Annotated in this window: 28 protein-coding genes; 17 read left to right on the plus strand and 11 right to left on the minus strand. The window is 35.0% G+C overall.

Annotated elements, in window-relative coordinates:
- Positions 1–12: 12 nt before the first annotated feature.
- Genes B2145_RS12510 through B2145_RS12525 form a run of 4 tightly spaced genes read left to right on the plus strand, consistent with a single transcriptional unit; the run spans position 13 to position 3,142 of the window.
- Positions 13–1,245, plus strand: coding sequence for a nitrous oxide reductase family maturation protein NosD (locus B2145_RS12510; RefSeq protein WP_291102759.1), 1,233 nt, complete (start codon positions 13–15; stop codon positions 1,243–1,245).
- Positions 1,242–1,964 (plus strand): ABC transporter ATP-binding protein, encoded by a 723-nt coding sequence (locus B2145_RS12515; protein WP_291102762.1) that lies wholly within the window; start codon positions 1,242–1,244, stop codon positions 1,962–1,964. The genes B2145_RS12510 and B2145_RS12515 overlap by 4 nt, the downstream gene beginning before the upstream one ends.
- Positions 1,948–2,715: an ABC transporter permease subunit gene (locus B2145_RS12520; RefSeq protein ID WP_291102764.1), complete on the plus strand. Its 768-nt coding sequence runs from the start codon at positions 1,948–1,950 to the stop codon at positions 2,713–2,715. The genes B2145_RS12515 and B2145_RS12520 overlap by 17 nt, the downstream gene beginning before the upstream one ends.
- Positions 2,716–2,770: 55 nt before the next feature.
- Positions 2,771–3,142 (plus strand): group III truncated hemoglobin, encoded by a 372-nt coding sequence (locus tag B2145_RS12525; protein WP_291102766.1) that lies wholly within the window; start codon positions 2,771–2,773, stop codon positions 3,140–3,142.
- 197 nt (positions 3,143–3,339) lie between these two features.
- Here B2145_RS12525 and B2145_RS12530 read toward each other — a convergent pair whose 3' ends face one another.
- The 3 genes from B2145_RS12530 to B2145_RS12540 all read right to left on the minus strand — a co-directional run bounded on the left by B2145_RS12530 (position 3,340) and on the right by B2145_RS12540 (position 5,879).
- A complete protein-coding gene (locus B2145_RS12530) occupies positions 3,340–3,894 on the minus strand; it encodes a fasciclin domain-containing protein (RefSeq protein ID WP_291102768.1) in 555 nt (184 codons plus the stop codon).
- A gap of 67 nt (positions 3,895–3,961) precedes the next feature.
- Positions 3,962–5,194, minus strand: coding sequence for a hypothetical protein (locus tag B2145_RS12535; RefSeq protein WP_291102770.1), 1,233 nt, complete (start codon positions 5,192–5,194; stop codon positions 3,962–3,964).
- A gap of 91 nt (positions 5,195–5,285) precedes the next feature.
- Positions 5,286–5,879, minus strand: a complete 594-nt coding sequence (locus B2145_RS12540) for a Crp/Fnr family transcriptional regulator (protein ID WP_291102773.1) — start codon at positions 5,877–5,879, stop codon at positions 5,286–5,288.
- 143 nt (positions 5,880–6,022) lie between these two features.
- On the opposite strand from B2145_RS12540, the gene B2145_RS12545 reads away from it, so the two are divergent.
- The 3 genes from B2145_RS12545 (at position 6,023) to B2145_RS12555 (ending at position 9,390) form a co-directional block, all read left to right on the plus strand.
- The gene (locus tag B2145_RS12545) at positions 6,023–6,397 is read left to right on the plus strand and encodes a hypothetical protein (protein ID WP_291102775.1); all 375 of its coding nucleotides are present in this window, start codon (positions 6,023–6,025) and stop codon (positions 6,395–6,397) included.
- A gap of 82 nt (positions 6,398–6,479) precedes the next feature.
- A complete protein-coding gene (locus B2145_RS12550; protein ID WP_291102777.1) occupies positions 6,480–7,319 on the plus strand; it encodes a hypothetical protein in 840 nt (279 codons plus the stop codon).
- Positions 7,320–7,392: 73 nt separating this feature from the next.
- On the plus strand, positions 7,393–9,390 hold the full coding sequence (locus B2145_RS12555; RefSeq protein WP_291102779.1) for a TonB-dependent receptor: 1,998 nt from the start codon (positions 7,393–7,395) through the stop codon (positions 9,388–9,390).
- A 5-nt stretch (positions 9,391–9,395) separates the two neighbouring features.
- Here the strand turns inward: B2145_RS12555 and nadB are convergent, their stop codons facing one another.
- Together nadB and nadA are read right to left on the minus strand one after the other, a co-directional pair.
- Positions 9,396–10,916 (minus strand): L-aspartate oxidase, encoded by a 1,521-nt coding sequence (gene nadB, locus B2145_RS12560; RefSeq protein ID WP_291102782.1) that lies wholly within the window; start codon positions 10,914–10,916, stop codon positions 9,396–9,398.
- Positions 10,916–11,845 carry a quinolinate synthase NadA gene (nadA, locus tag B2145_RS12565; protein ID WP_291102785.1) on the minus strand — a complete coding sequence of 310 codons (930 nt, stop codon included), beginning with the start codon at positions 11,843–11,845 and terminating at the stop codon, positions 10,916–10,918. The genes nadB and nadA overlap by 1 nt, the downstream gene beginning before the upstream one ends.
- Positions 11,846–12,338: 493 nt before the next feature.
- Here nadA and B2145_RS12570 point away from each other — a divergent pair, with 493 nt between their 5' ends.
- A complete protein-coding gene (locus B2145_RS12570; protein WP_291102788.1) occupies positions 12,339–14,153 on the plus strand; it encodes a hypothetical protein in 1,815 nt (604 codons plus the stop codon).
- Between the two features lie 183 nt (positions 14,154–14,336).
- Here B2145_RS12570 and B2145_RS12575 read toward each other — a convergent pair whose 3' ends face one another.
- The 6 genes from B2145_RS12575 to ric all read right to left on the minus strand — a co-directional run bounded on the left by B2145_RS12575 (position 14,337) and on the right by ric (position 19,589).
- On the minus strand, positions 14,337–15,122 hold the full coding sequence (locus B2145_RS12575) for a S1 family peptidase (protein ID WP_291102791.1): 786 nt from the start codon (positions 15,120–15,122) through the stop codon (positions 14,337–14,339).
- 135 nt (positions 15,123–15,257) lie between these two features.
- The gene (locus tag B2145_RS12580; RefSeq protein WP_291102796.1) at positions 15,258–15,689 is read right to left on the minus strand and encodes an RrF2 family transcriptional regulator; all 432 of its coding nucleotides are present in this window, start codon (positions 15,687–15,689) and stop codon (positions 15,258–15,260) included.
- A gap of 24 nt (positions 15,690–15,713) precedes the next feature.
- Positions 15,714–16,430 carry an anaerobic ribonucleoside-triphosphate reductase activating protein gene (locus B2145_RS12585; RefSeq protein WP_349677735.1) on the minus strand — a complete coding sequence of 239 codons (717 nt, stop codon included), beginning with the start codon at positions 16,428–16,430 and terminating at the stop codon, positions 15,714–15,716.
- Positions 16,387–16,557 (minus strand): anaerobic ribonucleoside-triphosphate reductase, encoded by a 171-nt coding sequence (gene nrdD / locus B2145_RS17645; protein ID WP_349677736.1) that lies wholly within the window; start codon positions 16,555–16,557, stop codon positions 16,387–16,389. Before nrdD ends, B2145_RS12585 begins: the two co-directional genes overlap by 44 nt.
- 150 nt (positions 16,558–16,707) lie before the next feature.
- Positions 16,708–18,816 carry a ribonucleoside triphosphate reductase gene (locus tag B2145_RS12595; RefSeq protein WP_291102799.1) on the minus strand — a complete coding sequence of 703 codons (2,109 nt, stop codon included), beginning with the start codon at positions 18,814–18,816 and terminating at the stop codon, positions 16,708–16,710.
- A gap of 41 nt (positions 18,817–18,857) precedes the next feature.
- The gene (gene ric / locus B2145_RS12600) at positions 18,858–19,589 is read right to left on the minus strand and encodes an iron-sulfur cluster repair di-iron protein (RefSeq protein WP_291102803.1); all 732 of its coding nucleotides are present in this window, start codon (positions 19,587–19,589) and stop codon (positions 18,858–18,860) included.
- A 313-nt stretch (positions 19,590–19,902) separates the two neighbouring features.
- Between ric and B2145_RS12605 the strand changes: the two genes are divergently transcribed.
- The 9 genes from B2145_RS12605 (at position 19,903) to B2145_RS12645 (ending at position 26,176) form a co-directional block, all read left to right on the plus strand.
- On the plus strand, positions 19,903–20,868 hold the full coding sequence (locus B2145_RS12605) for a DUF438 domain-containing protein (RefSeq protein WP_291102806.1): 966 nt from the start codon (positions 19,903–19,905) through the stop codon (positions 20,866–20,868).
- A gap of 200 nt (positions 20,869–21,068) precedes the next feature.
- The gene (locus B2145_RS12610) at positions 21,069–21,320 is read left to right on the plus strand and encodes a hypothetical protein (protein WP_291102809.1); all 252 of its coding nucleotides are present in this window, start codon (positions 21,069–21,071) and stop codon (positions 21,318–21,320) included.
- Positions 21,321–21,509: 189 nt separating this feature from the next.
- Positions 21,510–22,679, plus strand: coding sequence for a gephyrin-like molybdotransferase Glp (glp, locus tag B2145_RS12615; RefSeq protein ID WP_291102812.1), 1,170 nt, complete (start codon positions 21,510–21,512; stop codon positions 22,677–22,679).
- Positions 22,680–22,729: 50 nt separating this feature from the next.
- Complete coding sequence (locus B2145_RS12620; protein WP_291102815.1) at positions 22,730–23,059, plus strand: winged helix-turn-helix domain-containing protein; 330 nt, start codon at positions 22,730–22,732, stop codon at positions 23,057–23,059.
- Positions 23,056–23,805 (plus strand): sulfite exporter TauE/SafE family protein, encoded by a 750-nt coding sequence (locus tag B2145_RS12625; RefSeq protein WP_291102818.1) that lies wholly within the window; start codon positions 23,056–23,058, stop codon positions 23,803–23,805. Before B2145_RS12620 ends, B2145_RS12625 begins: the two co-directional genes overlap by 4 nt.
- Positions 23,802–24,371: a molybdenum cofactor guanylyltransferase gene (gene mobA, locus B2145_RS12630; protein WP_291102821.1), complete on the plus strand. Its 570-nt coding sequence runs from the start codon at positions 23,802–23,804 to the stop codon at positions 24,369–24,371. Before B2145_RS12625 ends, mobA begins: the two co-directional genes overlap by 4 nt.
- The gene (locus B2145_RS12635) at positions 24,368–24,610 is read left to right on the plus strand and encodes a MoaD/ThiS family protein (protein WP_291102824.1); all 243 of its coding nucleotides are present in this window, start codon (positions 24,368–24,370) and stop codon (positions 24,608–24,610) included. Before mobA ends, B2145_RS12635 begins: the two co-directional genes overlap by 4 nt.
- Positions 24,611–24,614: 4 nt before the next feature.
- Entirely contained in the window at positions 24,615–25,709 is a 1,095-nt protein-coding gene (locus tag B2145_RS12640; RefSeq protein ID WP_291102827.1) for a HesA/MoeB/ThiF family protein, read from the plus strand.
- 20 nt (positions 25,710–25,729) lie between these two features.
- Complete coding sequence (locus tag B2145_RS12645; RefSeq protein WP_291102830.1) at positions 25,730–26,176, plus strand: molybdenum cofactor biosynthesis protein MoaE; 447 nt, start codon at positions 25,730–25,732, stop codon at positions 26,174–26,176.

Here is a 26,176-nt window from a genome sequence, read left to right on the forward strand (position 1 = left end):
TCTTAAAGGGAAATGATGAAAAGATTGCTCTATTTATTTCTGTTGTTTTCTTCATTTCTTTATGCAAACGTGATTGAAGTTGGGGCCAACAAATCAATAAAATCAATTAAAAAAGCTATTAGGATAGCCAAAACAGGAGATACTGTTATTGTTTATAAAGGAATTTATAGAGAAGGTAATATTGTTATAGATAAAAAAATTGTTTTTTTAGGTAAAAATTTCCCAGTTCTGGATGGTCAAAAAAAATATGAGATACTTTCTATTAAAGCGGATGGTGTGATAGTTGATGGTTTTAAAGTAATACGATCTGGTTATGCTTCGCTTGAAGATCCATGTGGAATTAAAGTTTATAATAAAAATTATGTTGTCATCCAGAATAATATTCTTGACGATAATTTCTTCGGAATTTATATTCAAAACGGTAAAAACTGCATTATAAAAAACAACAAATTATCTGCTTATGGTAAAGAAGAACAACGAATAGGCAACGGAATTCACTGTTGGAAAAGTGACAGTCTTCAAATTATTGCCAACACTATTTCAGGACATCGCGATGGAATTTATTTTGAATTTGTAACCAATTCAGTAATCTGGAGAAATATTTCCACTAAAAATATCCGTTACGGATTGCATTTTATGTTCTCCAATGATGATGCCTATATTTCAAATGTTTTTAAAAATAATGGCGCGGGAGTTGCCGTAATGTTTACCAAAAGAGTGAAGATGTTCAATAACCATTTTGAAGAAAACTGGGGGGATGCCGCTTATGGATTGTTTCTTAAAGAAATTTCGGATAGTTATATTATAGGAAATAAATTCACTAAAAATACCTCTGGAATTCACATGGAAGGAACGAATAGGATTCTTATAGAGAAAAACGTTTTTGAAGCCAATGGTTGGGGAATGAATATCCAGGCAAGTTGCATGGATAATGTAATAAAAAACAATAATTTCATAGGGAATACTTTTGATATCAGTACCAATGGAAGTTTGGTCCTCAACACTTTCAACAGTAATTATTGGGACAAATATGAAGGCTATGATTTAGACAAAAATGGTGTGGGAGATGTTCCCTATCATCCATTGAGTTTGTTTGCCGTACTTACAGAAAAGAATCCATCGGCAATGTTGCTTTTCAGGAGTTTCATGATTACGCTTTTAGATAAATCCGAGAAAGTTTTACCTAGTATTACCCCAGATAATTTTATAGATAATACACCATTAATGCACTCCTTGTCTTTATGATAGAAATAAAAAATATTTACAAAAAATTCGGAAAATTAGAAGTGTTGAATGATATAAATCTTTCTTTCAAAAAAGGGGAATGTATTGCGCTCATCGGTCCTAATGGTTGCGGAAAAACAACTTTGATAAAAAGTATTTTGGGCATGGTAATTCCCAGCAAAGGGGATATTTTAGTTGACCAAAAATCTATACTTGGAAAGTTTAAATATAGGGAACAAATAGGTTATATGCCGCAAATAGGACGTTACCCGGATTATATGACCGTTGGACAAATTATCGAAATGATTAAAAAAATTCGAAATTCTGATCAAGATCTGGATGAGGATTTGTTGAATGCGTTTGGACTTGAAAAAATATTCGACAAGCAAATGAGAACACTTTCGGGTGGAACAACTCAAAAAGTGAGTGCTACATTAGCTTTTTTGTTTAATCCTGATGTGTTGATTTTGGACGAACCAACAGCGGGTTTAGATCCATTGGCTTCTGAAATTTTGAAGGAAAAAATAATACAGGAAAAAGAAAAGGGAAAACTTGTTTTGATTACTTCTCATCTTTTGAGCGAATTGGATGATATGATTACCCAAATTATTTTTATGCAAGATGGCAAAGTACATTTTCATAAAACAATTGATGATTTATTGGAATCAACGGGCGAACACAAAATATCCAAGGCAATTGCAAAAATTCTAAAAAATCAAAGTAATGAACAGAATAATTAAAATCATTTTTCTAGACATTCTAAAAAATAAGATTGTATTGGCTTATGCCTTTATTTTGGCTCTGCTTTCCTGGAGTTCATTTGGATTGGAAGATAATACCGCCAAAGGATTGCTTACAGTTTTGAATGTAATTTTATTTACGGTTCCATTAGTTTCCATACTTTTTGCAACTATTTATCTATACAATTCTTCAGAATTTATTGAACTCTTGTTAAGCCAGCCTGTCAAGAGGAAAAAAATTTGGTTGAGTTTGTTCCTTGGGCTTTCCTTATCAATGGTTTTGGCTTTTTTTATTGGTGCCGGAATTCCGCTATTAATCTATGCTCCGGATAGTGTCGGGATAATGATGCTTATTATAGGATGCTTGATTTCGTTGGTTTTTGTGGCTTTGGCATTTTTGAGCTCCATTCTTACCAGAGATAAATCCAAAGGAATAGGAATTGCCATAATGACCTGGCTGTATTTTGCCCTGATTTTTGATGGAATGGTTTTGTTTTTATTATTTCAATTTTCAGAATACCCTATCGAAAAAATAATGGTTGGCATTACCGCTTTAAGTCCAATTGATTTAGCCCGAATCCAAATACTGTTGCACCTTGATGTTTCGGCAATGATGGGTTACACAGGAGCTATTTTTAAAGACTTTTTCGGCACTTCATTAGGATTGATTATTTCGTTTTCGTTATTATGTTTATGGGTAATTATTCCATTTTATATTTCACTTAAAAAATTTAAAAACAAAGATTTGTAAGGAGGATTTTAGCCATAAATACAACATTACTGTCGTCGTTTAAAGCATAGAAAACATGAAAACAGATATTAAAAACAGGTCAGATATAGAAAAATTGGTCAATGCTTTTTATGATAAAATAAAGACCGATGCAAAAATCAGTTATTTTTTTAATGATGTTGCCAAAGTGAACTGGGAAGAACATTTACCTAAAATGTATGATTTTTGGGAAAATATTTTGTTTTCAACTGGAAATTATAATGGGAATCCAATGGAAACCCATGAGGAATTGCATAAAAAAAGAGAAATGAATCGAGGTCATTTTCAACATTGGAACGCTTTGTTTGATGAAACGGTGGATGAATTATTTGCCGGAGTTAAAGCAGAAGAAATCAAGCAAAGAGCAATTAATATCTCTGCGGCAATGATACATAAAACATTGGGATAATAACCACCGGCCAATGTGTATGCCCAATATTTTTTTGTCACATCAAGTGTAGTCGAGATGTAATAATGATTCTCGACTGCACTTTGATTGATAATTGGACTGATTTATAAACAGTATTGGTATAATATACTTTAAATAAAAAAGCGTGAGTTGTTCTAATTCACGCTTTTTCAACCTAGTAAGAAGAATTAATAATTTTATTTTGGAAGTAATACATCACCAATCACGTGAATTATTCCGTTTGATGTTGGTATTGAAGCCACGATTTCTGAACCATTGACATAAGTTTTGTCCCCTTTTTTAGTGATTTTTACTTTGCCTCCATAAACCATATCGTATTCTTGCCCGTCTTGCATGTATTCTGTTTTTAGAACACCTACGTAAGTATGGTAGCCCAGTATATTTGACAAGTCTTCTTTTTTCTCTGGTTTTAATAATCCTTCAACTGTTTCGGCAGGTAGTTTATCGAAAGCGGCATTGGTTGGGGCGAAAACGGTAAATGGGCCAGCATTACTCAAGGCATCTACTAATCCGGCAGCTTTTAAAGCGGTTACAAGTGTCGTGTGGTCTTTGCTTCCGGAGGCAACTTGAACAATGTTTGGGGCAGAAGTGTCGTCTTTCACTCCAGATTGTCCGACACTTTGGGTTGAAGTATCTTCTGTTTTGGTTTCAGTTGTAGCTTCGCTATTCTGTTTGCATCCAAAAGCAATAACAAAACTAGCCAAAAGCAATAATTTAATTGGTTTTTTCATAATAAAAGTGCTTTAATTATATAGATGCAAAGTACCTCATTGCCAAACATTTATTTTATGAGTACAATCATAAAGGTGGGTTATTTTTAACTTTTTTTATGGAAAAATAAGTAGTTAACCCAATTCCAATGAATAAAACAATTGCAACAGCAAAAAGTATTTCATTTATATATGGAATCATGGTATAGCTAAGTGATGCCATACCTTGTACAGCTAATACAATTTCGTTTAATAAAACACCGATGGAAAATAAGAGTACTCCATATTTTATTTTTTTGGTAATTATTACTAAATGATTTGCATAGATATAAAACAATAAAAATAAGGTAATTATTGCCAAGAAAACCAAGTGTAAATAGGCAATGACAATTGGTCTGAATCCAAAGGCCAAATGGCTTATAAACGGAACAGTGGAACTCAATTGAAGTAATAATTTTATACTAAGGGCAAAACCTACAAACAGCAAAATGTATCGTAATAAAGGAGAATAATTCTCTAAAGAATTCTTTCTTGTTTTTATTAAAATCATAAGGAATTTAAACCATGCAAAAATTTGAATTACTGCTGCGGCAACTGTGATTGCATACAGCCAAATGGGTAAATTTAACCAGAGCATTGATAAAAAATAAGCAGGAATGCAGGATAATGCAAATAACTTGAATGTAGTTTCATAAAAGGAATGTTCCGTTTTTCGTAGGTTTAAGAAACCAAAAATCAAACCCATACACGCAAAGAAAAACCAACCGTTATATTGAAAATGAAGATAATAATATACCGACGATAAATAAAAATCTTGAACAAAAACTTTGGTTGCCATCATATAGGCCAAATAAAATGTGCCCAAAGAAGATATGACATTAAAAAATATAGCGGCCTTAAACCAGTTTTTTGACAATAAATCATTATCAATTAATTTTAAATCTTTGATAAATTGATAACCAAAAACATAAGATACAATTATGGAAGCAGTTGAAAATAGTATTGAATACAAGCCATAGCCTTCAATTATAAAGAAAATTAACATGCCGTAAGAACAAATTAAATTGGCAATAATAATTTTTTTATATTTATTACCTGAAAAATCAGCTATTTTGGTTTGAAGATAATACACCATCAATACCATCAAAGTGTGACTGACCCAGCCGGCAAAAGCAAAATGGGAATGGGAATGTTGTAGATTTTTTTGTTCAAAATGAGGAAATTCGAAACCTATTTTATAACGCATCAAAACACCAAGTGACGCAACAATACAAAGATTCAACAAGGAGAGCTTTAGCCAAAATTTTATGTTCAATTTCATTTGGAGATATTTATTGTTTTTTATTGGTCAAATGAAATTTGCATGCAACTTCATCGATATTCGAAATGAATTCGGGTGATGCCCATTTCATTTAATAATATATTTTGTGATTGATGATTTCTACCTTGTTGCAATCACTCAGTTTGGCAAAAGCCCGAATAACCGTTTCTACTCTCAAACCCGTATAATTGGCTATTTCCTGACGTGTGTAAGGAATTAAAACCTTGTCATTTGTATTTCCGTATTTTTTCTTGAATGAATTTAAAAAAGCGATAATTCTAAACTCGGGTTTTTGATTGATAATTTCTTTTGAAGTTTTTGATTTGGAGTGTATTTTTCTGGCAAGTAAAATCAGGAAGTATTTTTGAACAGATGGAGATTCATCAAGAATTTTTAAAAATTTATCCTTTGATAATTTTATAATGGTACTGTCCTGAATTGTTATGGCTTTTGAAGGATAGGTTTCATCAATAAACAAAGGCGGCTCGCCAAAACCATCTCCGTTACAGAAAATTCCTTGCGTAAACTCTTTTCCTTCGTCATTGGAATTGTACATTCTGACACTTCCGTCCAAGATTTGGTAATAAAAAAGGGCTGCTTCGTCTTCATCAAAAACAATTTCATTTTTTTTGTATTTTTTTGCAACCGCACCCCAAGAATAAAGTAAATCTAGATCTATTTGCATAACTGATTTTGGATGATTTATGTATTTTTTTGCAATTTACGTGGCAAATACAAGTAACGGCCACAAATTTAATTTTTATAAAGTTAAAAAAAATATGACCGAAATCATAGAAATAATTTTAAACGAAGCTTTATCTTTGCATTGTGAAAAAAACAATACTCATATTTGCGTTGTTCATGTTGTTAAAACCATTACTTCCGGTTGTAGAATATGTCATTAATTATGAATATATTTCAGAAGTTCTTTGTGTTAATAAAGACAAACCAAAAATGCATTGTAATGGTAAATGTCATTTAATGAAAGAACTTGCCAAAGCTTCAGAAAACGAAAAACCCATATCTTCTGATAAAAAAAATGCATCCCAAGAATTTGAAGTGCTATTTTTTGAGGAAATCAAATCATTCAAAATTTCACCAATTTATTTTCACATTAAAGAAAAGGTCAATACTAACTATTCAAACTTATACTTTCATATGAATAGTGACTCGGTGTTCCATCCTCCCACAATTCTTTCTTAAATTTTCAAGTTTTAACTGTACTTTTTTCGATAAAAACAATGTCGAAACGGGTGCTTATTATCAAATTTATAAAAAACATAAAATGAAATTTTTAAGAATAGTATCATTGGTTGTACTAACCATTTTTACTTCATGTACTTCAAACACTGAAATTCCAACCGTTGATGAATTATATGGATTAACAAAAATACAAGAAATCTCAAACGACACCCACACAGTGGAACTTTATTCAGCAACAGGAACTTTACAACAAGGTCATAATGCAATTTCTCTGCGAATTAAAAACAAAACCACTAATGAATACGAAAAAAACGCTACGATTGCATGGGCTCCTTTAATGCAGATGACCTCAACGCAACATGCCTGTCCGTTTTCATCAGTCTCAAAAACTCCGGCAAAGGAAACTTTATACAGTGGGTACATCGTTTTTCAAATGGCTGAAAACACTATGGAACATTGGGGACTAACCATAAATTATACCATTAATGGTGTTAGTTATACTGCGAACAGTCAAATTAGTGTTCCTGCTTCTGTAAAACAAAGAGTGACAACTTTTACGGGAACGGATGGTACAAAATATGTCTTGGCACTAATTGAACCGCTAAATCCAAAAGTGGCTACAAACGACATGACTGTTGGGGTTTATAAAATGCAAGACATGATGAATTTCCCAATCGTCAACAATTATAAAGTTAAAATTGATCCAAGAATGCCAAGTATGGGAAATCACGGTTCACCCAATAATGTAGATTTAACACAATCTGTTTCTGACAACTTATATCACGGAAAATTATCCCTTACCATGACGGGTTTGTGGAAAATTAACCTGCAACTTTTAAATTCAGCTAATGAAGTTTTGAAAGGCGAAACTGTTACAGATGCTGTTCCCGCGAGCAGTATATATTTTGAAATAGAATTTTAATTCTATTCTATAATTAAAAAAGGTCAAAATATTTTTATAAAGAATTTTTGGCCTTTTTAAAATTTTTTCTATCATGAAAAAGATTTCATCGCTTTTATTAATATATTTTTTAGTTTCATCAACACTTTTTGCACAAGAGAAATCCAAAGATACTATTGTTCCAAAAACGCTTGATGAAGTGATTGTGATTGGCAAAAAATTACAATTATTCCAAAAACAAGCCAAACCACTAGCCACAATAGACGACTATTTGCAGCAGTCAGCCAAAGTTGATATGATTAAAAGAGGCGGTTATGCTTGGGAGCCAATGATTAACAGCATGACTACCGAAAGAACTTTGATAACCATAGATGGAATGCGCATTTTTGGGGCTTGTACCGATAAAATGGATCCAATAACTTCCTATGTTGAGGTTTCCAATTTATCAGAAGCTACTATAAAATCAGGCCAACAAGGCGGTTGTCATGGCGCGACGATTGGAGGATCAATTGATTTAAAAAGAAACCGAAGCGGATTTACAAATTTAGGTTGGGGCACTTCCTTAAATACAGGTTTCGAAACCAACAGCAAACAAAAAATCTTCGGTTCGGCCATTAATTATGCCGGTAGTGCATTTTATATCGATACCGATTTTATGTTTCGTGATGCCGATAATTATACCGCAGGAAAGGGTCAGGAAGTTTTGTTTTCGCAGTTCAGGAAATTCAATATTTCGACAACTTCAGGTTTTTCTTTTGATAAAAATAAGCTGATGGAAGCTTCGATTATCTACGATAAAGCCACTAATGTTGGCTATCCTGCGCTACCGATGGACGTTTCTTTAGCGGAGGCGTTAATCACTTCCCTGAAATTTGAATATGTTCCAAAATCCTCCAAAATCGAAAATTGGGAAACCAAAATATACTACAATACCATCACCCACAGAATGGATGACACCAAACGGCCATTTGTTCCCATTCACATGGATATGCCGGGTTGGAGCGATACTTCTGGGTTTTATTCAAAGGCAAAAGGGGTTTTTGAAAAGCATCATTTTCTGGTTGATTTGAATTCGTTTTACAATCGTTCCATTGCCGAAATGACGATGTATCCTGCCGATTCCAATGAAAAACTAATGTTTATGTACACTTGGCCCGACGTGAAAACGTTGTATAGCGCCTTATTTTTAGAGGATAATATTGCGTTGAATTACCATTCGAGTTTGAAATTTTCAGCAAGCTTGGCAAACCACTTTAACAAAGTTGCCAGCGAATTGGGTTTGGAAAGTTTGCAGATTTTTTATCCCGATATGAAAAACAGCAAAAACCGAATTTTAAAAAGTATTTCTTCCAATTATTTATATGATGTAAATGGATTTTCGTATGGTTTTGGATTGGCTTTTGGCGAGCGGGCTCCATCGGTTTCTGAAGGATATGGATTTTATTTGTTCAATAGTTTTGATCGATACGATTATATTGGAAACCCAGGATTAAACAATGAAAAATCGTTAGAAGGGAATCTTTCCGTTGGATATAAAACCGAAAAAATAAGCACAAAAATTTCGTCATCCTATTTTCATATTTCCAATTATATTGTTGGCAAACCAGACCCAACTTTAATCCCGATGACTATTGGCGCAAGCGGTGTAAAAATCTATACGGCGCTGGATTATGCAACGGTTTTCAATACAGATTTGAATCTGGAATACCAATTTTCAACTGATTTTAAATGGAAAGGACAATTGGTTTACAGTTATGGGAAAGACTTCGAAAAAAGAAATTTACCTTTCATAAGTCCGTTGCGGTATTCGTCTTCCTTGAATTATAAAAAAGAGAATTTCTCATCGGAAATTGCCGTTCAGGGAAATGCAACCCAAACGCAATACAGTCCGTTTTATGGGGAAGACAGAACTCCCGATTATGCTGTTTTGAATTTTGATACGGGATATTCATTTCATTTAGATAAAAGCAAATGGAATATTCATGCAGGAATAGAGAATATTTTGGACACGTATTATTCCACTTTTTCAGATTGGAACAACATTCCCAGAAAAGGAAGAAATTTCTTTTTGAATATGGAATTTAGGTATTAACCCATTTAAATTTTCACAAAACCACCACGATTTTCATTTCTTTCTATCGATTGTTGAACGATTAATTTACCAATGATTATCAAGTTATACAATTCCCATAAATTGGAAGTGACTTGGTAATTTTTTGTTTTTTCTTCTATTTCATCTTGCCAAAGATTCAATTGTTTTTTGGCTGTAATCAAATCAGTATCGTTACGGACGATTCCGGCATTTTGGCGCATCAAGAGCTGTAATTCAGCTTTCATTTTGTCAATGTATTCGGAATCCACAATAGGTTTTTCGATCAATTTCCAGTCTGTAACTGTACCAATGAATTGGCTTTTTTCGAAAGAAGTGTCCGTCAAATAATTATATATTTTGTCGGAATACACCAAGGCTTCCAATAAAGAATTTGATGCCAAACGGTTGGCGCCGTGTAAACCGGTTCGAGAACATTCGCCACAAGCAAATAAATTTTCTACGGAAGTTTTCCCGGTTTTATCAACCACAATTCCTCCGCAAAGATAATGTTGTGCCGGAACCACGGGAATCCAATCTTTCGCAATGTCTATTCCAACGCTTTTGCAACGTTCGTAAATCATTGGGAAATGTTTGATAAAAGCATCCAAATCTAAATGGGTACAATCCAAATAAACGCAATCGTCGCCACTTTTCTTGAGTTCTAAATCGATGCTTTGCGAAACAATATCACGCGAAGCCAAATCGCCTCTTTTATCATAATCCAGCATAAATCGATGGCCGTTTTTGGTACGTAAATAAGCGCCAAAACCACGAACTGCTTCCGAAATCAGGAACGAGGTTCCGGTGGAAGCATCATACAAGGCCGTTGGATGAAATTGAATAAATTCCATTTCTTTGATATCCGCCTTTGCACGGAAAGCCATCGCAATTCCATCTCCCGTAGCAATTACCGGGTTTGTGGTATGGCCGTAAAGATGACCAATTCCGCCAGTGGCAAGCAAAGTAAAATCTGATTGAAAGGTGAGTATTTCTTTTGTTTTTTGATCCAAAACATAAGCCCCCAAACACCGATTGTTTTCAGTGATTAAGTCAAATGCAAAATGATGGTCTAAAACTGTAATGTTCTTTTTTTGATGTACTTGGTTCAGAATGGCACGTTCAATTTCTTGACCAGTTTGGTCTTTATGATGAACTACCCTGTTTTCTGAATGGCCGCCTTCTTTGCCTAAATCCAAAGTTCCTTTGACGTTTTTGTCAAATTTTGCACCCCATTCTATGAGTTCTTTTAATCGTTTTGGTCCTTCAGAAATGACCATTTCGACCACGGATTTATCGCACAATCCATCACCACAAATTAAGGTGTCGTCAATGTGTTTTTGGTAAGAATCGCCATCTTTGTCAGTGACAATGGCGATGCCGCCTTGCGCATATTTGGTGTTTGATTCGTCTTCGCTGGCTTTGGTGACGATGGTGACCTTTTTGTCGGGAAATTGCTCTGCAATTTTTGCGGCAAAAGTCAATCCTGCGACGCCAGAGCCTATGATTAAGTAATTGGTGTGGATCATTATTTTGATAATTCAAGCATTCGTTCAATAGGAATCAGTGCTTTTTTCATAATATCGGCAGGAACGTTAATTTCTGGACTTTCATTGAGCAAACAGTCGTACACTTTTTGCAAGGTGTTCATTTTCATATATCCACATTCGCTACAGGCACAGGTGTTGTCCTCTTCAGCTGGTGCCGGAATTAATATTTTATCGGGAACTTCCTGCTGCATTTTATGAAGAATTCCGGCCTCGGTGGCAACAATAAATTTCTTGCTTGGATCGGTTTTTACAAACTCGATCATCCCGGCTGTAGAACCTATGTAAGCTGCGGTTTTCAGGATATGGGTTTCTGATTCTGGATGTGCGATGATTTTGGCATCGGGATTTTTTTTGTAAAGTGCAATCAATTTATCCAATGAAAAAGCCTCATGAACAACACATGAACCGTCCCAAAGCAACATGTCCCGTCCTGTTTTTTGGCTTACATATTTACCTAAATTTTTGTCTGGCGCGAAAATGATCGGAGTATCTTTTGGTATCGATTCCACGATTTTTACGGCATTGGATGAAGTGCAAACAATGTCGCTCAACGCTTTGACTTCGGCTGAACAATTTATGTAAGTGATAACAACATGGTCGGGATGCGCATCAATAAATTTCTTAAACAAATCTGGAGGACAGGAGTCAGCAAGGGAGCAACCCGCCTTTAAGTCGGGTAGAATTACTTTTTTGGTTGGATTCAAAATTTTTGCTGTTTCGGCCATAAAATGAACTCCTGCGAAAAGGATGATATCCGCATCCACTTTCATTGCTTCTTGCGACAATCCCAAACTATCACCCACATAATCCGCAACATCCTGAATATCGGCTTCTTGATAATAATGGGCCAAAATAACCGCATTTTTCTCTTTCTTTAGTTCTAATATTCGCTCTTTAAGACTTTTCATTCTTCAATCTATTTTAACATTCTTGTTTTTAAACACTATTTTAGTGCAGGCAGAAAATAATGTTTTCACAAAGATACACTTATTTAAAAAATAAAATGATTATCTTTAAAGTTACTAAAGACAAAAAAACACATAGAATAAAGAAAAAAAGAAGTTCATGGAAAATGTTTTTTACTTCGTCCGTCCAGCCTTTGGTTTTGGGGTACAATGTCTAAGAAATCTAGGGAAAAGTAAAACTCCTTAAAGCATTGAATATGAAATCTATGTTTAAAAAAGTCACGAAATATTGTTTAAGTATTAATGGGGGCAATTATGCAAACAATAAAATTATTTTAATTTTATTGGGTTTTTACGTTACTCTTAATTGGTGAGATAGTTTTAAAGCTTAAAAGTGTTTGCTATAAGAGCTTAAAGTTATGATAATTATCAGGTTTTATATTAATGAATTTCACGATATTTGTCGTTTATATTTATAATTAATTTATTTTAGTGCATGACAACAAATAAACAGTTACATACTTTTCACATTCCGGTAATGGGATTGGCTTTCACGATTGATAGTCCCATTCGAGTGGCGAATTATGGAATATCATCAGTGATTTCTATTGCAGATGATGAACTCATTGAAAAAATGAGAGCTTTTTACAGCGAAAAATTTGACGTCCCATATCAAGAAATTACCAAAAAAATACACGATTATCGTGCTGAACGAATTTCCTCCTATTTGAACTTGGTAGACAAAATAGTGAAAGAAAAATTCGAAAGTTTCAAAACTGAGTTGGCCGAAAGCAAAGTAGCTTTGGAAAATTATATCGCTATGTTGCCTAATAAATCCGAGATTAAAAAAGGATTGGAACATTTGATGGAAGACGGAATTGCTTTCAAGGAAAACATCAAGAAATATCTTGAAGATAATCTTTCTGCAGGAGAGATCGATGTGAATATTATGACCAAACTCGACAAGGATAATTTCATCAAAGATGAGCAATTGCCTGTTGAGTTTAATGATGCACATGCTGCTCTTCGTGGGTTTGCCAATAGTAATTTATCCTCTTCTGTGGTGCTTTCTGCTGGTATGAATCCAAGATTATTTGCTTATTTCGAAAACTTTTCTGCTTTTTTTCCTGATTTAAACAATACCTTGAAAAAGAAAATTATCCTGAAAGTTAGCGATTTCCGTTCGGCAATGATACAAGGGAATTTCTTGGCCAAAAAAGGACTTTGGGTTTCGGAATATCGCATTGAATCTGGACTGAATTGTGGCGGTCATGCTTTTGCTACCGACGGTTATTTGTTGGGGCCAATTTTAGAGGAATTCAAACAGAAAAAAGATCAATTAATACAATCGGCTCATGATTTAATGGTGAAAGCTTTAGGGCAAAAGGAAATGCATATTCCTGAAAGACCATTGGATTTAAAAATTACCGTTCAAGGTGGTGTAGGAACTGCCGAAGAACATAATTTTCTTTTAGATCATTACAGTGTTGATTCCGTGGGTTGGGGAACGCCTTTCTTATTGGTTTCAGAAGCAACTTCGGTTGACAAAACCACACGAGAATTATTGATAAAAGCCAAGGAAGAAGATTTGTACCTGAGTCATATTTCGCCATTGGGAATCCCTTTTAATACTGTGAGGGGAACAACCAACGAAATAATCAAACAAAGACGTATTGAGCATGGTAAAGCGGGAAGTTCGTGCCCAAAACGATTTTTGGCGTTAAGTAAAGAATTTGGTCCAAAAGGGATTTGCACTTCTTCCAAAAAATATCAGGACGTAAAATTAGCTGAATTAGAAGAAATAAAAGACACTTTATCAGCTACAGCTTTCGAAAAAATAAAATTCAATATTACCGAAAAAGCATGTCTTTGTGTAGGTCTTGCCAATGCTTCTTATTTAGAAAATAACATCGAGATAAAAGGACAATCGCAAGGTGTGATTATTTGCCCAGGACCCAATATGGCCTATTTTGACAAGGAAGTTTCACTTTCTGAAATGGTGAAGCATATATATGGAAACGCAACGGTAATGACGGATGCTAATCGCCCAAACCTATTTATCAAGGAATTGAAAATGTACATTGATTATTTGAATAACGAAATCAGTGAAACTACTACTGATTTGACCGCTGGGCAAATAAAAAAATGGAACGCTTTCAAAAATAATATGATAGAAGGAATTGGATATTACCATACGATGTTTGCTACTTCCCATTTCTTGGAAGACAGCATTAATGCCATTCAAGACCAACTCGAATTCTATAAAACAAAAATTGTTGAAATTAAGATTCCGGAATTAGTGGGGGCTTAAAAACGCATTTTTATAAAATATAAAAGCTCGCTTAAATTTTTAAGCGAGCTTTTTTTGTTGATTTTAATAGTTGATTTGAAGTTGGTAGACTTTGCGCAGTGGAAAATGGATTATTGTAACGGTTTCAAATTGGGATACCTTTCGTAGCGGGCATCAGTATAAAACGACGTTATACCTGTTAGTCTATTGTTCCAATAAATCCTTTAAATAATATGCTGGTGTTATTGCTGATAATTTACCTCCAGTTTCATCTGAAATAGTTCCATGTATGAAACCATGTAATTTTGTTCCATCACCAGTCAATTTCATAGTTCCAGATTCTATTATTGACAAATCATAAACAGGGGCTCCGCTATATCCACCAATGCTTGGGTTTTCAAGAATAATAAAGGTTTGTGGATTATTGGTGTCAAATCTATTTAAAGTAATTAAACCACTTGAAGGGAAAGTTCTATAAGTCAAAGGAGAAAAATGACCAACACTTCCAAGTCCTAAAGGAAAACCTATGATTGTCAGTTGAGTGTTTCTCGGGATTGCGACATTTGAGATATCAATCATTTCATATGGTATAAATCTTTTTTGTAAATATGTTTCCATTATTACTTTTTCAGGATTCAATTTTAAAATTGATAAATCCGCTATTGGATGGTTAATCCATTTTATTGGATTTGCTAATTTTTTTAATTCAATTTTTACTGGTGAATTATTTTCTCCTTGGATTATTACATATGCTGAATCATCCATATCTTTTGATACATGAGATGCTGTTACTATATAAATAGCATCTCCTTTTACTAAGAAACTTCCAGTTCCTGTAACTTCTTTACCTAGACTTATCTCCTTTCGAAGGTTTACAACTGTTATTGTTAATTGGTCAGCTGTTAAAATTAAATTTTGCTTTTTTATTTGTGCATCCATAGGTGAGATAAATATCGTAATCAATACTAAAATAAGAATTGTACTTTTCATTTTTAATATGTGTATTTTTATAATTGGATATAACTTGCATACGTACTCAACGCAGTTGAGAATATCCACCCAAAAAGGCTGGATTTGTTCTAAAAAAATGCTTTTACCACCGTAAATATAAAATTATTTTGACTATTACTTCAAAAATGAATCCCCTGATTTAATGCCTAATGCGAGTTCTTCCAGATTGGCGTCCATGAGCATAGTGGCTATTTCGTTTCTGATTTCCTTGAATCTTTCATGAACAGAACAATGATGAATTTCGGAACATTTGCCAAGTCCCAAACCACAACAAGTGAAAAGCAAATCGCCATCAATAGCGATTACAATTTGATAAAGATTTATTTTATTCATAATTTCTTTTGGGATTTCAAAACCGCCACCTATTCCTTTAATGGAATGAACGAGATCGTTTTTGGCTAAAACCTGAAGAATCTTGGCTGTAAAAAACTTGGGAGAATTAATCTTTTCAGCAATTTCTTTTATGGTAACCCTTTTGTCTTGGTAAGATTGTGATGCTATAAAAATGGAAGCACGAATCGCGTATTTACAGGTTTTTGAAAGCATTTTTTTAAATATTAGAAATTAGTTTCATTCTCTTAAAATAATCTTTATGGTTTGGGTGGATAATTTTTCGCAATCGATTCTATTGTCGGAACGTTCCAGTTTTGAAAGCGTTTCCACATTGTTTTTAAAATATTGAATGTAATAATTGCCCACATAATTCTTGTTTTCCAAAAAGAAAATCATTTCCTTCAAGTCATCTTCTGTCAACAAATCAGAATGATAAGTGGTTCGGACCTCAAAAGGAATTGCGGCTTTTAGAATCAAGTCCAATGTTTTTTCAAAAGAATCGTATAAAACGGATTGCGTGATGGATTGAAATTTTGATTTTGGAGCCTTATAATCTAGGGCAATATAATCAATTAAATTTTGATTTAGCAATTGTTGCATCACGTCAGGCGAGCTTCCGTTGGTGTCAACTTTCACCAAAAACCCCATTTTTTTGACTTCGGCAATCAGTGGAATGATATTTTTGTGCAAGACACATTCGCCACCGCTAAAAACAACGGCATCCAACAAGTTTTTTCGGGAATGCAGAAAAGTAAGTATTTTTTCAAAAGTAAGGCTTCCTTTTCCAAGCACAATCTCGGGATTATAGCAATATAAACAGCGCATATTACAGCCTGCAAACCAAAGAATGCAGGCTGATTTATGCGGATAATCTAATAAAGTGAAAGGCGTTAAGCTGTAAATGGGCTTACTAGCATTTTCCTTCAGTGAAATGAGTTCGTTGTTTGTGTTCACCTTTTTTGCCAATATTAAAACTTTCTACGGGTCTGTGGTACCCCATTACGCGCGTGTACACAAGGCATTTAGTTCTCAAATGCTGGTTTTGTTCTAGAATAGGATTCGTTTTAGTTTCTGGTTTCATATGTTTTTGTTTAAGGTTTTTTGTTGCTAATTTTCAAAAATTGAAATTGTTTTTGAACCATTAAGAGATTAAGGAAATTAAGCATAGTTTTACTTAATGAAACTTAATATCTTAATGGTTTTTAGAGGTTTGAAGTGAGAAGTTTCCGTTCTAGTTGCTCAACTTTAAACTTTCTTCTTTTTCAATTAATGCATCATCACATTTCGGGCAATATTCGTGTTCGCCATTCAAATAGCCGTGAACGGGACAAACGCTAAATACGGGCGTTACCGTAATATAAGGCAATTTAAAACTTGACAATACTTTTTTGACAAACTGTTTACAAGCTTCCGGAGAGCTTATTTTTTCGCTCATATACAAGTGTAAAACCGTTCCTCCGGTATATTTACATTGTAGCTCGTCTTGCAATAACAAGGCTTCAAAAGGATCTTCGGTATGGTCAACCGGAATTTGGGAGCTGTTGGTGTAATAAATATTGTCTTCCTGTCCGGCTTGTATGATATTTGGAAAACGTTTTTTGTCTTCCTTGGCAAATCGATAAGTTGTTCCTTCGGCTGGTGTGGCTTCCAGATTGTATAAATTTCCAGTTGCTTCCTGAAATTTTTTCATTCGACTGCGAATATGATCCAGAACTTCCGAAGCAAAATCAATTCCCGAAGGAGAGGTAATAGCATCTTCGTTTCCAGTAAAATTAACAATCATTTCGTTCATTCCATTAACGCCAATAGTCGAGAAGTGATTTCTGAAATGTTGTAAATAACGTTTGGTGTATGGATACAAACCTCTGTCATACATTTCCTGGATGAACACTCGTTTTTTCTCTAAAGTCGATTTTGAAATATATAATAATTTGTCCAATTGTCGGTATAATTCACTTTCATTTCCTCTATATAAATAGCCCAATCGAGCCATATTTATGGTTACTACGCCAATGCTTCCCGTCATTTCGGCACTACCAAAGAGACCATTTCCCCGTTTTAATAATTCGCGCAAATCAAGTTGCAAACGACAGCACATACTACGAACTGCATTTGGTTTATAAGCATTTTCGTTTTCAACTTTATCGCCGTTTTCGTCCAATTTATATTGGCTTCCAATGAAATTTTGGAAATAAGACGAACCAATTTTTGCAGTATTTTCGAAAAGTAAGTCGGTATTTTCGCCATCCCAATCAAATTCTTCGGTGATATTTACCGTCGGAATCGGGAAGGTGAAAGGCTGTCCGTTGGCATCGCCTTCGGTCATCACCGTGTAATAGGCTTTGTTGATGAGGTTCATTTCCTTTTGAAAATGTTCGTAACGCAAGTCGGTTATTTTATTAACGCCCCGTTCTTTGGCTCTAACTAAAAGGTCGTGATTGAAATTATTTTCGAAAAAATGGAGATCGTTTTTTGTTGGAATTTGGGTTTTCAAATCTTCTGGAACGACCCAATCCAATGTGATATTCGTGAAAGGGGATTGTCCCCAACGTGCCGGAACATTCAAATTATAAACAAAACTGCGGATGGCTTTCAAAACATCATCAAACGATAAATTATCCTTGAAAACATAAGGTGCCAAATAAGTGTCAAACGAACTGAAGGCTTGTGCCCCGGCCCATTCACTTTGCAAAATCCCCAAGAAATTCGCCATCTGACCCAAAGCTTCCCTGAAATGAGATGGTGCTTTGCTTTCGACACGACCGCGAACGCCGTTGAAACCTTCGTTAAGCAAAACGCGCAAACTCCAACCAGCACAATATCCAGTCAAACAATCTAAATCGTGAATATGGACGTCGCCGTTACGGTGGGCATATCCTTCTTCTTTGCTGTAAACTTTGTCTAACCAATAATTGGCAATGATTTTTCCGGCAACATTATTCACCAAACCCGCATTGGAGTAGGACGTATTTGCGTTGGCATTAATGCGCCAATCCGTTTGCTCGATATATTCTGCAATGGTTTGAGAGCTGTCAACATAAGTCGTGTCTTCATTCAGTCCGTCAACATGTTCCCGCTGCAATTTTCGGGTATGACGGTACAACATAAAGGAACGCATCACCTCGAAATACTGTTTTTCGAAGAGGTTTTTCTCGATTAAATCCTGAATTTCTTCAACGGCCCAAGTTTCTTTGGACTGCAATCCTTTGATAACATTTTCAAAAACACTTTCATCGAATGCTATGGTAGCACTTTTAAAACTTTTTGAGATTGCATCCTCAATTTTGAAACTTTCAAACGGTTTATAATCTCCGTTCCTTTTGATAACGTACTTTTCCATAGTATTTAATGATTTATGTTTTTATATTGGTTGGTTATTTTTTATTCTTCGGTTGAGAAAAATTTTTCCAAAGCCTTTGCTTTTGGAAACAGAATATTGCTTTCTAAATGAATGTGTTTGTGTAAATCTTTTTCAAATTCCTCCAACATTGTAAAAGTCACTCGATAGGTATTGCAAGCATCTTCTGGTGGCGTATAATTATTGGTCAACGAAGCAATTGTTCTGAAGCGTTCGCCTTCAGCATCGTGCTCGTTCATCATTGCAGTAATAGGGTTTTTTACTGTTCCAAAATGGGGTTGCCCAATTGAACCGTGACTTTTCGTTGCATTGATCATTTCTTTGATGAAAGGAAACAAAATCAATTCTTCTTTTTTCATATGCGGGGCCAATTCTCCTGCGCTACCTTTAAAGAGTTCATTGATTTCGAATAATTCAGGATGATTGCTTCCGCGTACATTGCACAATTTATCTAAAAACTGAATCAGAATCGGTGTTTTTTCTTCGACAAAACTATGGTGGGTTTTCTCTATATAATCGATTAATAAATCCAATGGCCAAGAGTTGAAGTCGATTTCAGAATCATTTTTTGTTGCCAAAACAGCATTTAACTCATTCAATAAATTGGCTTCATTTATATCTTTTTTGGCGCAAACTTCTTCAATGGTCCTTTGTCCTTTACAACAAAAATCAATTTCATATTTCGAAAAAATTGCTGCCGTCCTAAAATCTTGGGCAACAAAATCTCCAATCGTAGTTTTTTCTTGTATGTTCATAATTTCGATTTTAATAGAGGTTAAATATCAATACTTTAGAGCTATTTTCGGCTGTATTTTACTGACTATAATTTTACAGATTAATAATTTTATTTAATATGATTTAAATCATATTTCATTTTTTTTATCATTTTTTTATTAACAAAAGTTGATAAATTAAGCAAGGTTAATCTAGCTGTATTTTGCCGGTTTCTCCAGGAAATAGTTTTGCCAAAAAAGTTATTATTTTAAATATGATTGGAATCATATTTTGCAAAATACTTCAAAGCGTCCTTTGCAGAAGTTAAATGCTGGAAATAAAATAAATAATAAAATGAACGAAAACTTAAACATTGCAACACTTCCCGAAGGACATCCAGTTCGAACCTATTTTCAGGAAAAAGAAATTATTAATGCACTTTTAGAAGAATTATCAGCTACAGATCCGAAAGCTGAACTGCAGAAATACACGAATATTTTCAACCAACTTCAAACCATCGAAAAACGATTCGCCCGAAAAGAAAACCAGCTTTTTCCTTTTTTGGAAAAAAAAGGTTGGAATGGACCATCTCAAGGAATGTGGTCTTTTCACGATAATTTGAGAGAACAATTTAGATTGTTGCGCAAAAATATTGACGCCAAAGAATATGACAAGATTAAAATCAATACCCCTTTTTTGGTTGAAGGGATTTCTAGATTAATGAAAACGGAAGATACGGTTTTGTTTCCCAATGCGTTGGATTTACTGACTGAAAAAGACTGGATTATGATGCGACAAGGCGAAGAGGAAATTGGCTGGATGTTGCCAGAACCGCCTGTTCCTTTTTCGAATGTCGAATACATTCACCCGAGTGAGGATTTCACCAAAAGGGAAATGACGTTTTCACTCGAAAATACCTCCCATTATGACGAAGGTTATATGACTGTGGAGCAAGTGAATCTGCTTCTTAAAACAATGCCTCTCGATTTAACGTTTGTGGATGAAAACGACAAAGTAATTTTCTACAATCGGGGAGAGGAACGCGTTTTTCCCAGAAGTGCCGGAATCATTGGTCGTGAAGTGAAGTTTTGCCATCCACCAAAAAGTGTTGGAACTGTTCTTAAAATCATAGAGAGTTTTAAAAATGGCACTCAAAATGAAGCTTCTTTTTGGATAAATTTCAAAAATAGACTGATTTACATTCGCTATTTTGCAGTTAGAGACGCCGATAAAAACTACAAAGGTGTAATTGAATTATCGCAAGATATCACCGATATCAAGAAAATTGAAGGTGAAAAACGATTGCTGGATTGGGAATAGATAGATTTTAACTTTTTCTTCTTCCTCTTTCAATTCTTTTCTCATTTGAAGTTTTAGTTTTTCAAATGAATTATCATAATCATATTGTAATGCTTTAATTTCAATATCTTCTTGAGTTAGATTAATGATCTTTTTAAGATAATGATTTGTGAATTTATCATAAATTAAATTATACCCAAAATAAATGGCAATTTGCATTAATGCCTCACCTTTTCTCGGCTCCTGCAACAGTTTTGGATGCGACCAATAAAAAAATGGACAGCTATTTAGGAACGGAACTCGATTTTACTACAAGTTATGCGCTTCAAAAAGAGGTTACGGCCTCTGCGGGTTATTCACAAATGTTTGGAACAAATACGTTGGAAAGACTTAAAGGTGGAAATGCAAACCATGACAACAATTGGGTTTGGGTAATGGTTTCGATTAATCCAAGATTGTTTGGTTTAAAATAAAAACAAACAGTTTTAGTTCATTAAACAAAGGACTTTGTTATCGAGAGGTAACAAGGTCTTTTTTGTTTCAAAAAAAATAGCATTTTTAATATTTTTGACACAATTGAAGATAATTGGGTTTATTCATTAATTCAAGATTGGTAAATCGTTTTTGAATTGTATTTTTGATGTAAATTAAATAGTAAGCACATGGTTTCAGTCCAAGAAGCATTTTCCATACTTAAAAGTAATTTGCCCCCATTGCGAGAAATAGAATATTCCCTTTCGCAAGTCAAAAAGCATATTTTATCACAAACAGTCTATTCCTCCATAAATATGCCGCCGTTTAGGCAATCAGCCATGGATGGTTTTGCAATTTGCCGCCACGATTCATTGGAATATTCTATCATTGGAGAAATAAAAGCGGGAGATTCCCATCAAGTTAGCCTGCAACCGGGCCAAGCCATAAAAATATTCACGGGGGCAGCTATTCCGGATTCGGCACAAGCGGTTATACAAATCGAAAAAGTTTCTGTAAAAGATGCGCAATTGTTTCTTCAGGAGCAACCCAAACAGGAAACCAATGTAAGAGCCATTGGAGAACAAATTTCTAAAGGGGGACTTGCGCTTGAAAAAGGAACCATGCTTAATGCGGCGGCCATTGGTTTTTTGGCGGGTCTTGGTTTTACATCGGTGATGGTATATAAGAAACCAACAATTGGTATTGTGGTTACTGGAAATGAATTGGTAAAACCTGGCATCCCTTTAGATTATGGAAAAGTGTACGAAAGCAACGCCATCATGCTAGAATTGGCTTTGAAAGAGGCGTATTTCGATGAGGTTAGTTTATATGAAGTAAATGATGATTTTGAAAACACCAAAAATAAGCTGGACGAAGCGATTTCAGCTAATGATGTTGTTTTGGTTTCTGGCGGAATATCGGTAGGGGATTATGATTTTGTGGCGCGCGCTTTAAAGGAACTCGAAGTCGAAACGCTTTTTTATAAAGTAAATCAAAAACCAGGGAAACCTTTATTCGTAGGAAAACAAAAAGACAAAATGATTTTTGCTTTACCCGGAAATCCGGCAGCTTGCTTGACCTGTTTTTACGTGTATGTATTGCCAACAGTATCGATACTTTCCGGGAATGCAATAACCTACAATCAAACCGTGCTCAAGTCTCTGAGCGAAAATTTCACTGTCAATAACACCCGTTGCCAGTTTTTGAAGGCAAGTGTTATGGGTGATACTGTAACTGTTTTATCGCATCAAAATTCTTCGATGCTCAATTCTTTTTCTTTGTCAAATGGGCTTTTGTATATCGAAAATGGCACCTACGAATTAGAAAAAGGGACACAAGTTGAAGTTTATCTTTTGTAGAAAATATTTTTTCGTTATATTTACCGAAGTATAACGTAAATGAAATTTCTTTGAAAATAAAAAGCAAAATTTGGATCGAAACTGACGAAGGAATTCTTATTAGCGAAGGACGTGTCCAATTATTAAAATTAATTGATGAAACCGGTTCGCTCAATAAGGCGGCCAAAGCAATGAATATATCCTATCAAAAGGCATGGCGATTAGTGGATGCGTCCAATAAAGCGGCAAGCAGTCCATTGATAGCAACACAAGTGGGAGGAAGCAAAGGAGGCGGAACGATGTTGACGCCTTATGGTAAATCTCTCATAGAATCTTTTGAAATAATAAATGCCGCTTGCTGGCAATTTCTGGACGAACAAATCAAAAAACATTCATTATGACAGCAATAGATTTATTGGATATGCCCTTGTTGCTTCTTTTGTTGCCCATCGTTGCTTTTTTGTATGCCAGTGTGGGACATGGGGGAGCCAGTGGTTATTTGGCTTTGATGAGCGCTTTTTCTCTCCCGTTGACATTTATGAAACCGACCGCTCTGGTGCTTAATATATTGGTTTCCGGGATTTCTTTTTATTTTTATTACAGAGAAAAAAAATTCAAATGGAATTTGTTTTATCCTTTTGCCATAAGCTCCATTCCCTTTTCATTTGTAGGCGGCTATTTGAAGATTGACGCTTTTTATTATAAAATCATTTTGGCTACCGTATTGGTTTTTGCAGTGATGCGATTATTAGGATTTTTCGGTAAAGAAAGAAACACAATCAAAGATATCAATCTTCCATTGGCATTGGCGTTTGGAGCTTTAATCGGGTTCCTGTCCGGTTTGTTGGGCATTGGCGGAGGCATTATTTTGAGTCCGGTTTTACTGTTATTTGGTTGGGCAACCATGAAACAAACGGCGGCGGTGTCGGCTTTGTTTATTTTGGTTAATTCAATATCGGGACTTTTTGGTTTTGTTTCCCAGGGAGGAACCTTGCCAGCCTCTTCTTCTGTTTTGATAGGAGTTGTTTTTATAGGTGGATTATTTGGAGCTTATTACGGAAGTACAAAATTCGATTCCAAGGCATTGCGGTATGTTTTGTCAGTGGTCATCGGAATTGCAATACTTAAATTATACACAACGGCATGAAAAATGAAATAACAGCATTTATTTTGGCAGGAGGTAAAAGTCAGCGCATGGGAACCGATAAAGGTATGTTGCCATTCAACGGAAAGTCATTTGTAAACCATATTTGCGAGGCGTTAAAGCCCGTAGTCGGTAATAATATTGTGATTGTTTCATCGAATGCGGCCTATGATTTTTTGGGATATACCCGCATTGAAGATATAGTATCCGACAAAGGGCCTGTGGGCGGAATTTACACCGCTCTAAAACAGTCTAAAACAAAATTAAATATTATCCTCAGCGTAGATGTGCCAATGATTTCAGCGGAATTGTTGCTTTGGATGCTAAAAAATCACGGGGATTCTTTTTTGATGACACAAGTTCAGGTAAAAGACAAGGCAAGTCCGCTTATTGCGATATATGACCGTGCTATTAAAACCGTTTTCGAAGAACATTTGGCAAGCAACCAATTGAAATTACGTCAGCTTATTGACGATGTGAATCATCAAACACTTACCGTTCCGGAAAAATGGAGCCGTCAAGTGAAAAATATCAATACGCAAGAAGAATATCAAAATTTAGTATCATGACCATAACTATAAAATATTTTGGTTCACTGGTGGATATAACCAAAAAAAAGGAAGAGCAAATAGTTTTGGAAAATGACAAAATATCCGTTGCTTTTTTGAAATCAAAGATTGAAGTTGCTTATGAAGGCATGCAAAATGTCACCTATTCCATAGCTGTAAATCAATCATTGAGTGGGTTGGATGTTACTATTATGAATCAAGATGAAATTGCTTTTCTGCCTCCTTTTGCCGGAGGATAAAAAAATGAAAAATATGGAAAAGGAAAATGCAACACGTTATGCCCGACAAATAGCTCTCCCGGAAATAGGGGATGCGGGTCAGCAAAAATTACAAAACGCTCGGGTTTTGGTAATTGGTGCCGGTGGTTTGGGCTGTCCGGTTTTGCAAAATATGGCGGCAACGGGTGTTGGTTTTATAGGTATTGTAGATGGTGATGTGGTGGAGGAAACCAATTTACACCGTCAGCTGCTTTATACCCTAAAAGATTGTGGAAATAACAAAGCGGCAGTAGCGGCCAAAGCGATTTTGGCACTCAATCCAGATGTAGTTGTCACAGTGTTTTCTGAATATTTTAATCAGCAAAATGCTTTTGAAATTGTTCAAGATTACCAAATTATTGTGGATTGTACCGATACGATTGCTGTCCGATATTTAATTAATGATGTGGCTGTTGCCAAAAAGATTCCGGTAGTTTATGCCTCGATATATAAATTTGAAGGACAAGTTTCTGTGTTTAACTATAAAAATGGCTCCAGTTATCGTTGTTTGTTTCCAGAAACAGAAAGTTTGAGCGCGGTTCCCAATTGCGTTATTTCGGGTGTTTTGGGTGTTTTGCCCAATACGCTCGGATTGTTTCAGGCAACAGAAGTACTCAAAATTATTCTTGAAATTGGAGATGTATTGTCGGGAAAATTATTGCTCTACGATGCATTACGGTATCAAACACAAATAATAAATTTTCAGAAAAATCCAAAGGAGATAGAAAAAGGCCTCGTCAACGGATTATCCATATTGAAGCAGAATGCTACAAAACCAGAGGAGAATTTATCACAAGAAGCCTTTTTTGAAAAAGGCAACCAGTCTGATTGTTTGATTATTGATGTTAGAGAAATTCACGAAGAGCCGAAATGGTATGGCTCGAACGTCGTAAATGTGCCGTTGACCGCATTGGAAAATTATACGAAACAACTCCATAAAAACCAACAAATTGTGTTGTTTTGTCAAACGGGACAGCGGAGCCAATCGGCTTTAAACTATTTCAAAAGAGAAGGATTTACCCAGATTTTTCACCTCGAAAAAGGTATTCAATCTATTGAAGGACATTTTATAAATAATTAAACGCAATATCCATACAAAATATGCCAACTCCCAAACCCAAAAAAAGTTCCTTTATTCAAGGGGCAATAGCAGCGGATTTCATAGGAAACTCCATAGCCAAACACCAAAGTAAAACCACTATCGGAGCACATAATATATTTTTGGGTCAGGTTCGTGCCGATGTCATCGAAGGAAAACCAGTGACCGCGATAGAATATACGGCTTATGAAGAAATGGCAGAACAAAGTTTATACGAAATTCGGGAAGCTGCTTTTGCAAAATATGAGCTATCGTGTTTGCATATTTATCACAGCGTTGGGTTGGTAAAAACAGGCGAAATCTGTCTGTTTGTTTTTGTATCGGCGCCACGCAGAAAATCGGTGTACGAAGCTTTGCAGTTTTTGGTAGAAGAAATAAAAGAAAAAGCCCCCATTTTTGGAAAAGAATTGTTTGAAGACGAATCCTATACTTGGAAAAAAAACACATAA

This window comes from Flavobacterium sp. UBA5153, assembly GCA_002413745.1.
Classification (GTDB): Bacteria; Bacteroidota; Bacteroidia; order Flavobacteriales; family Flavobacteriaceae; genus Flavobacterium.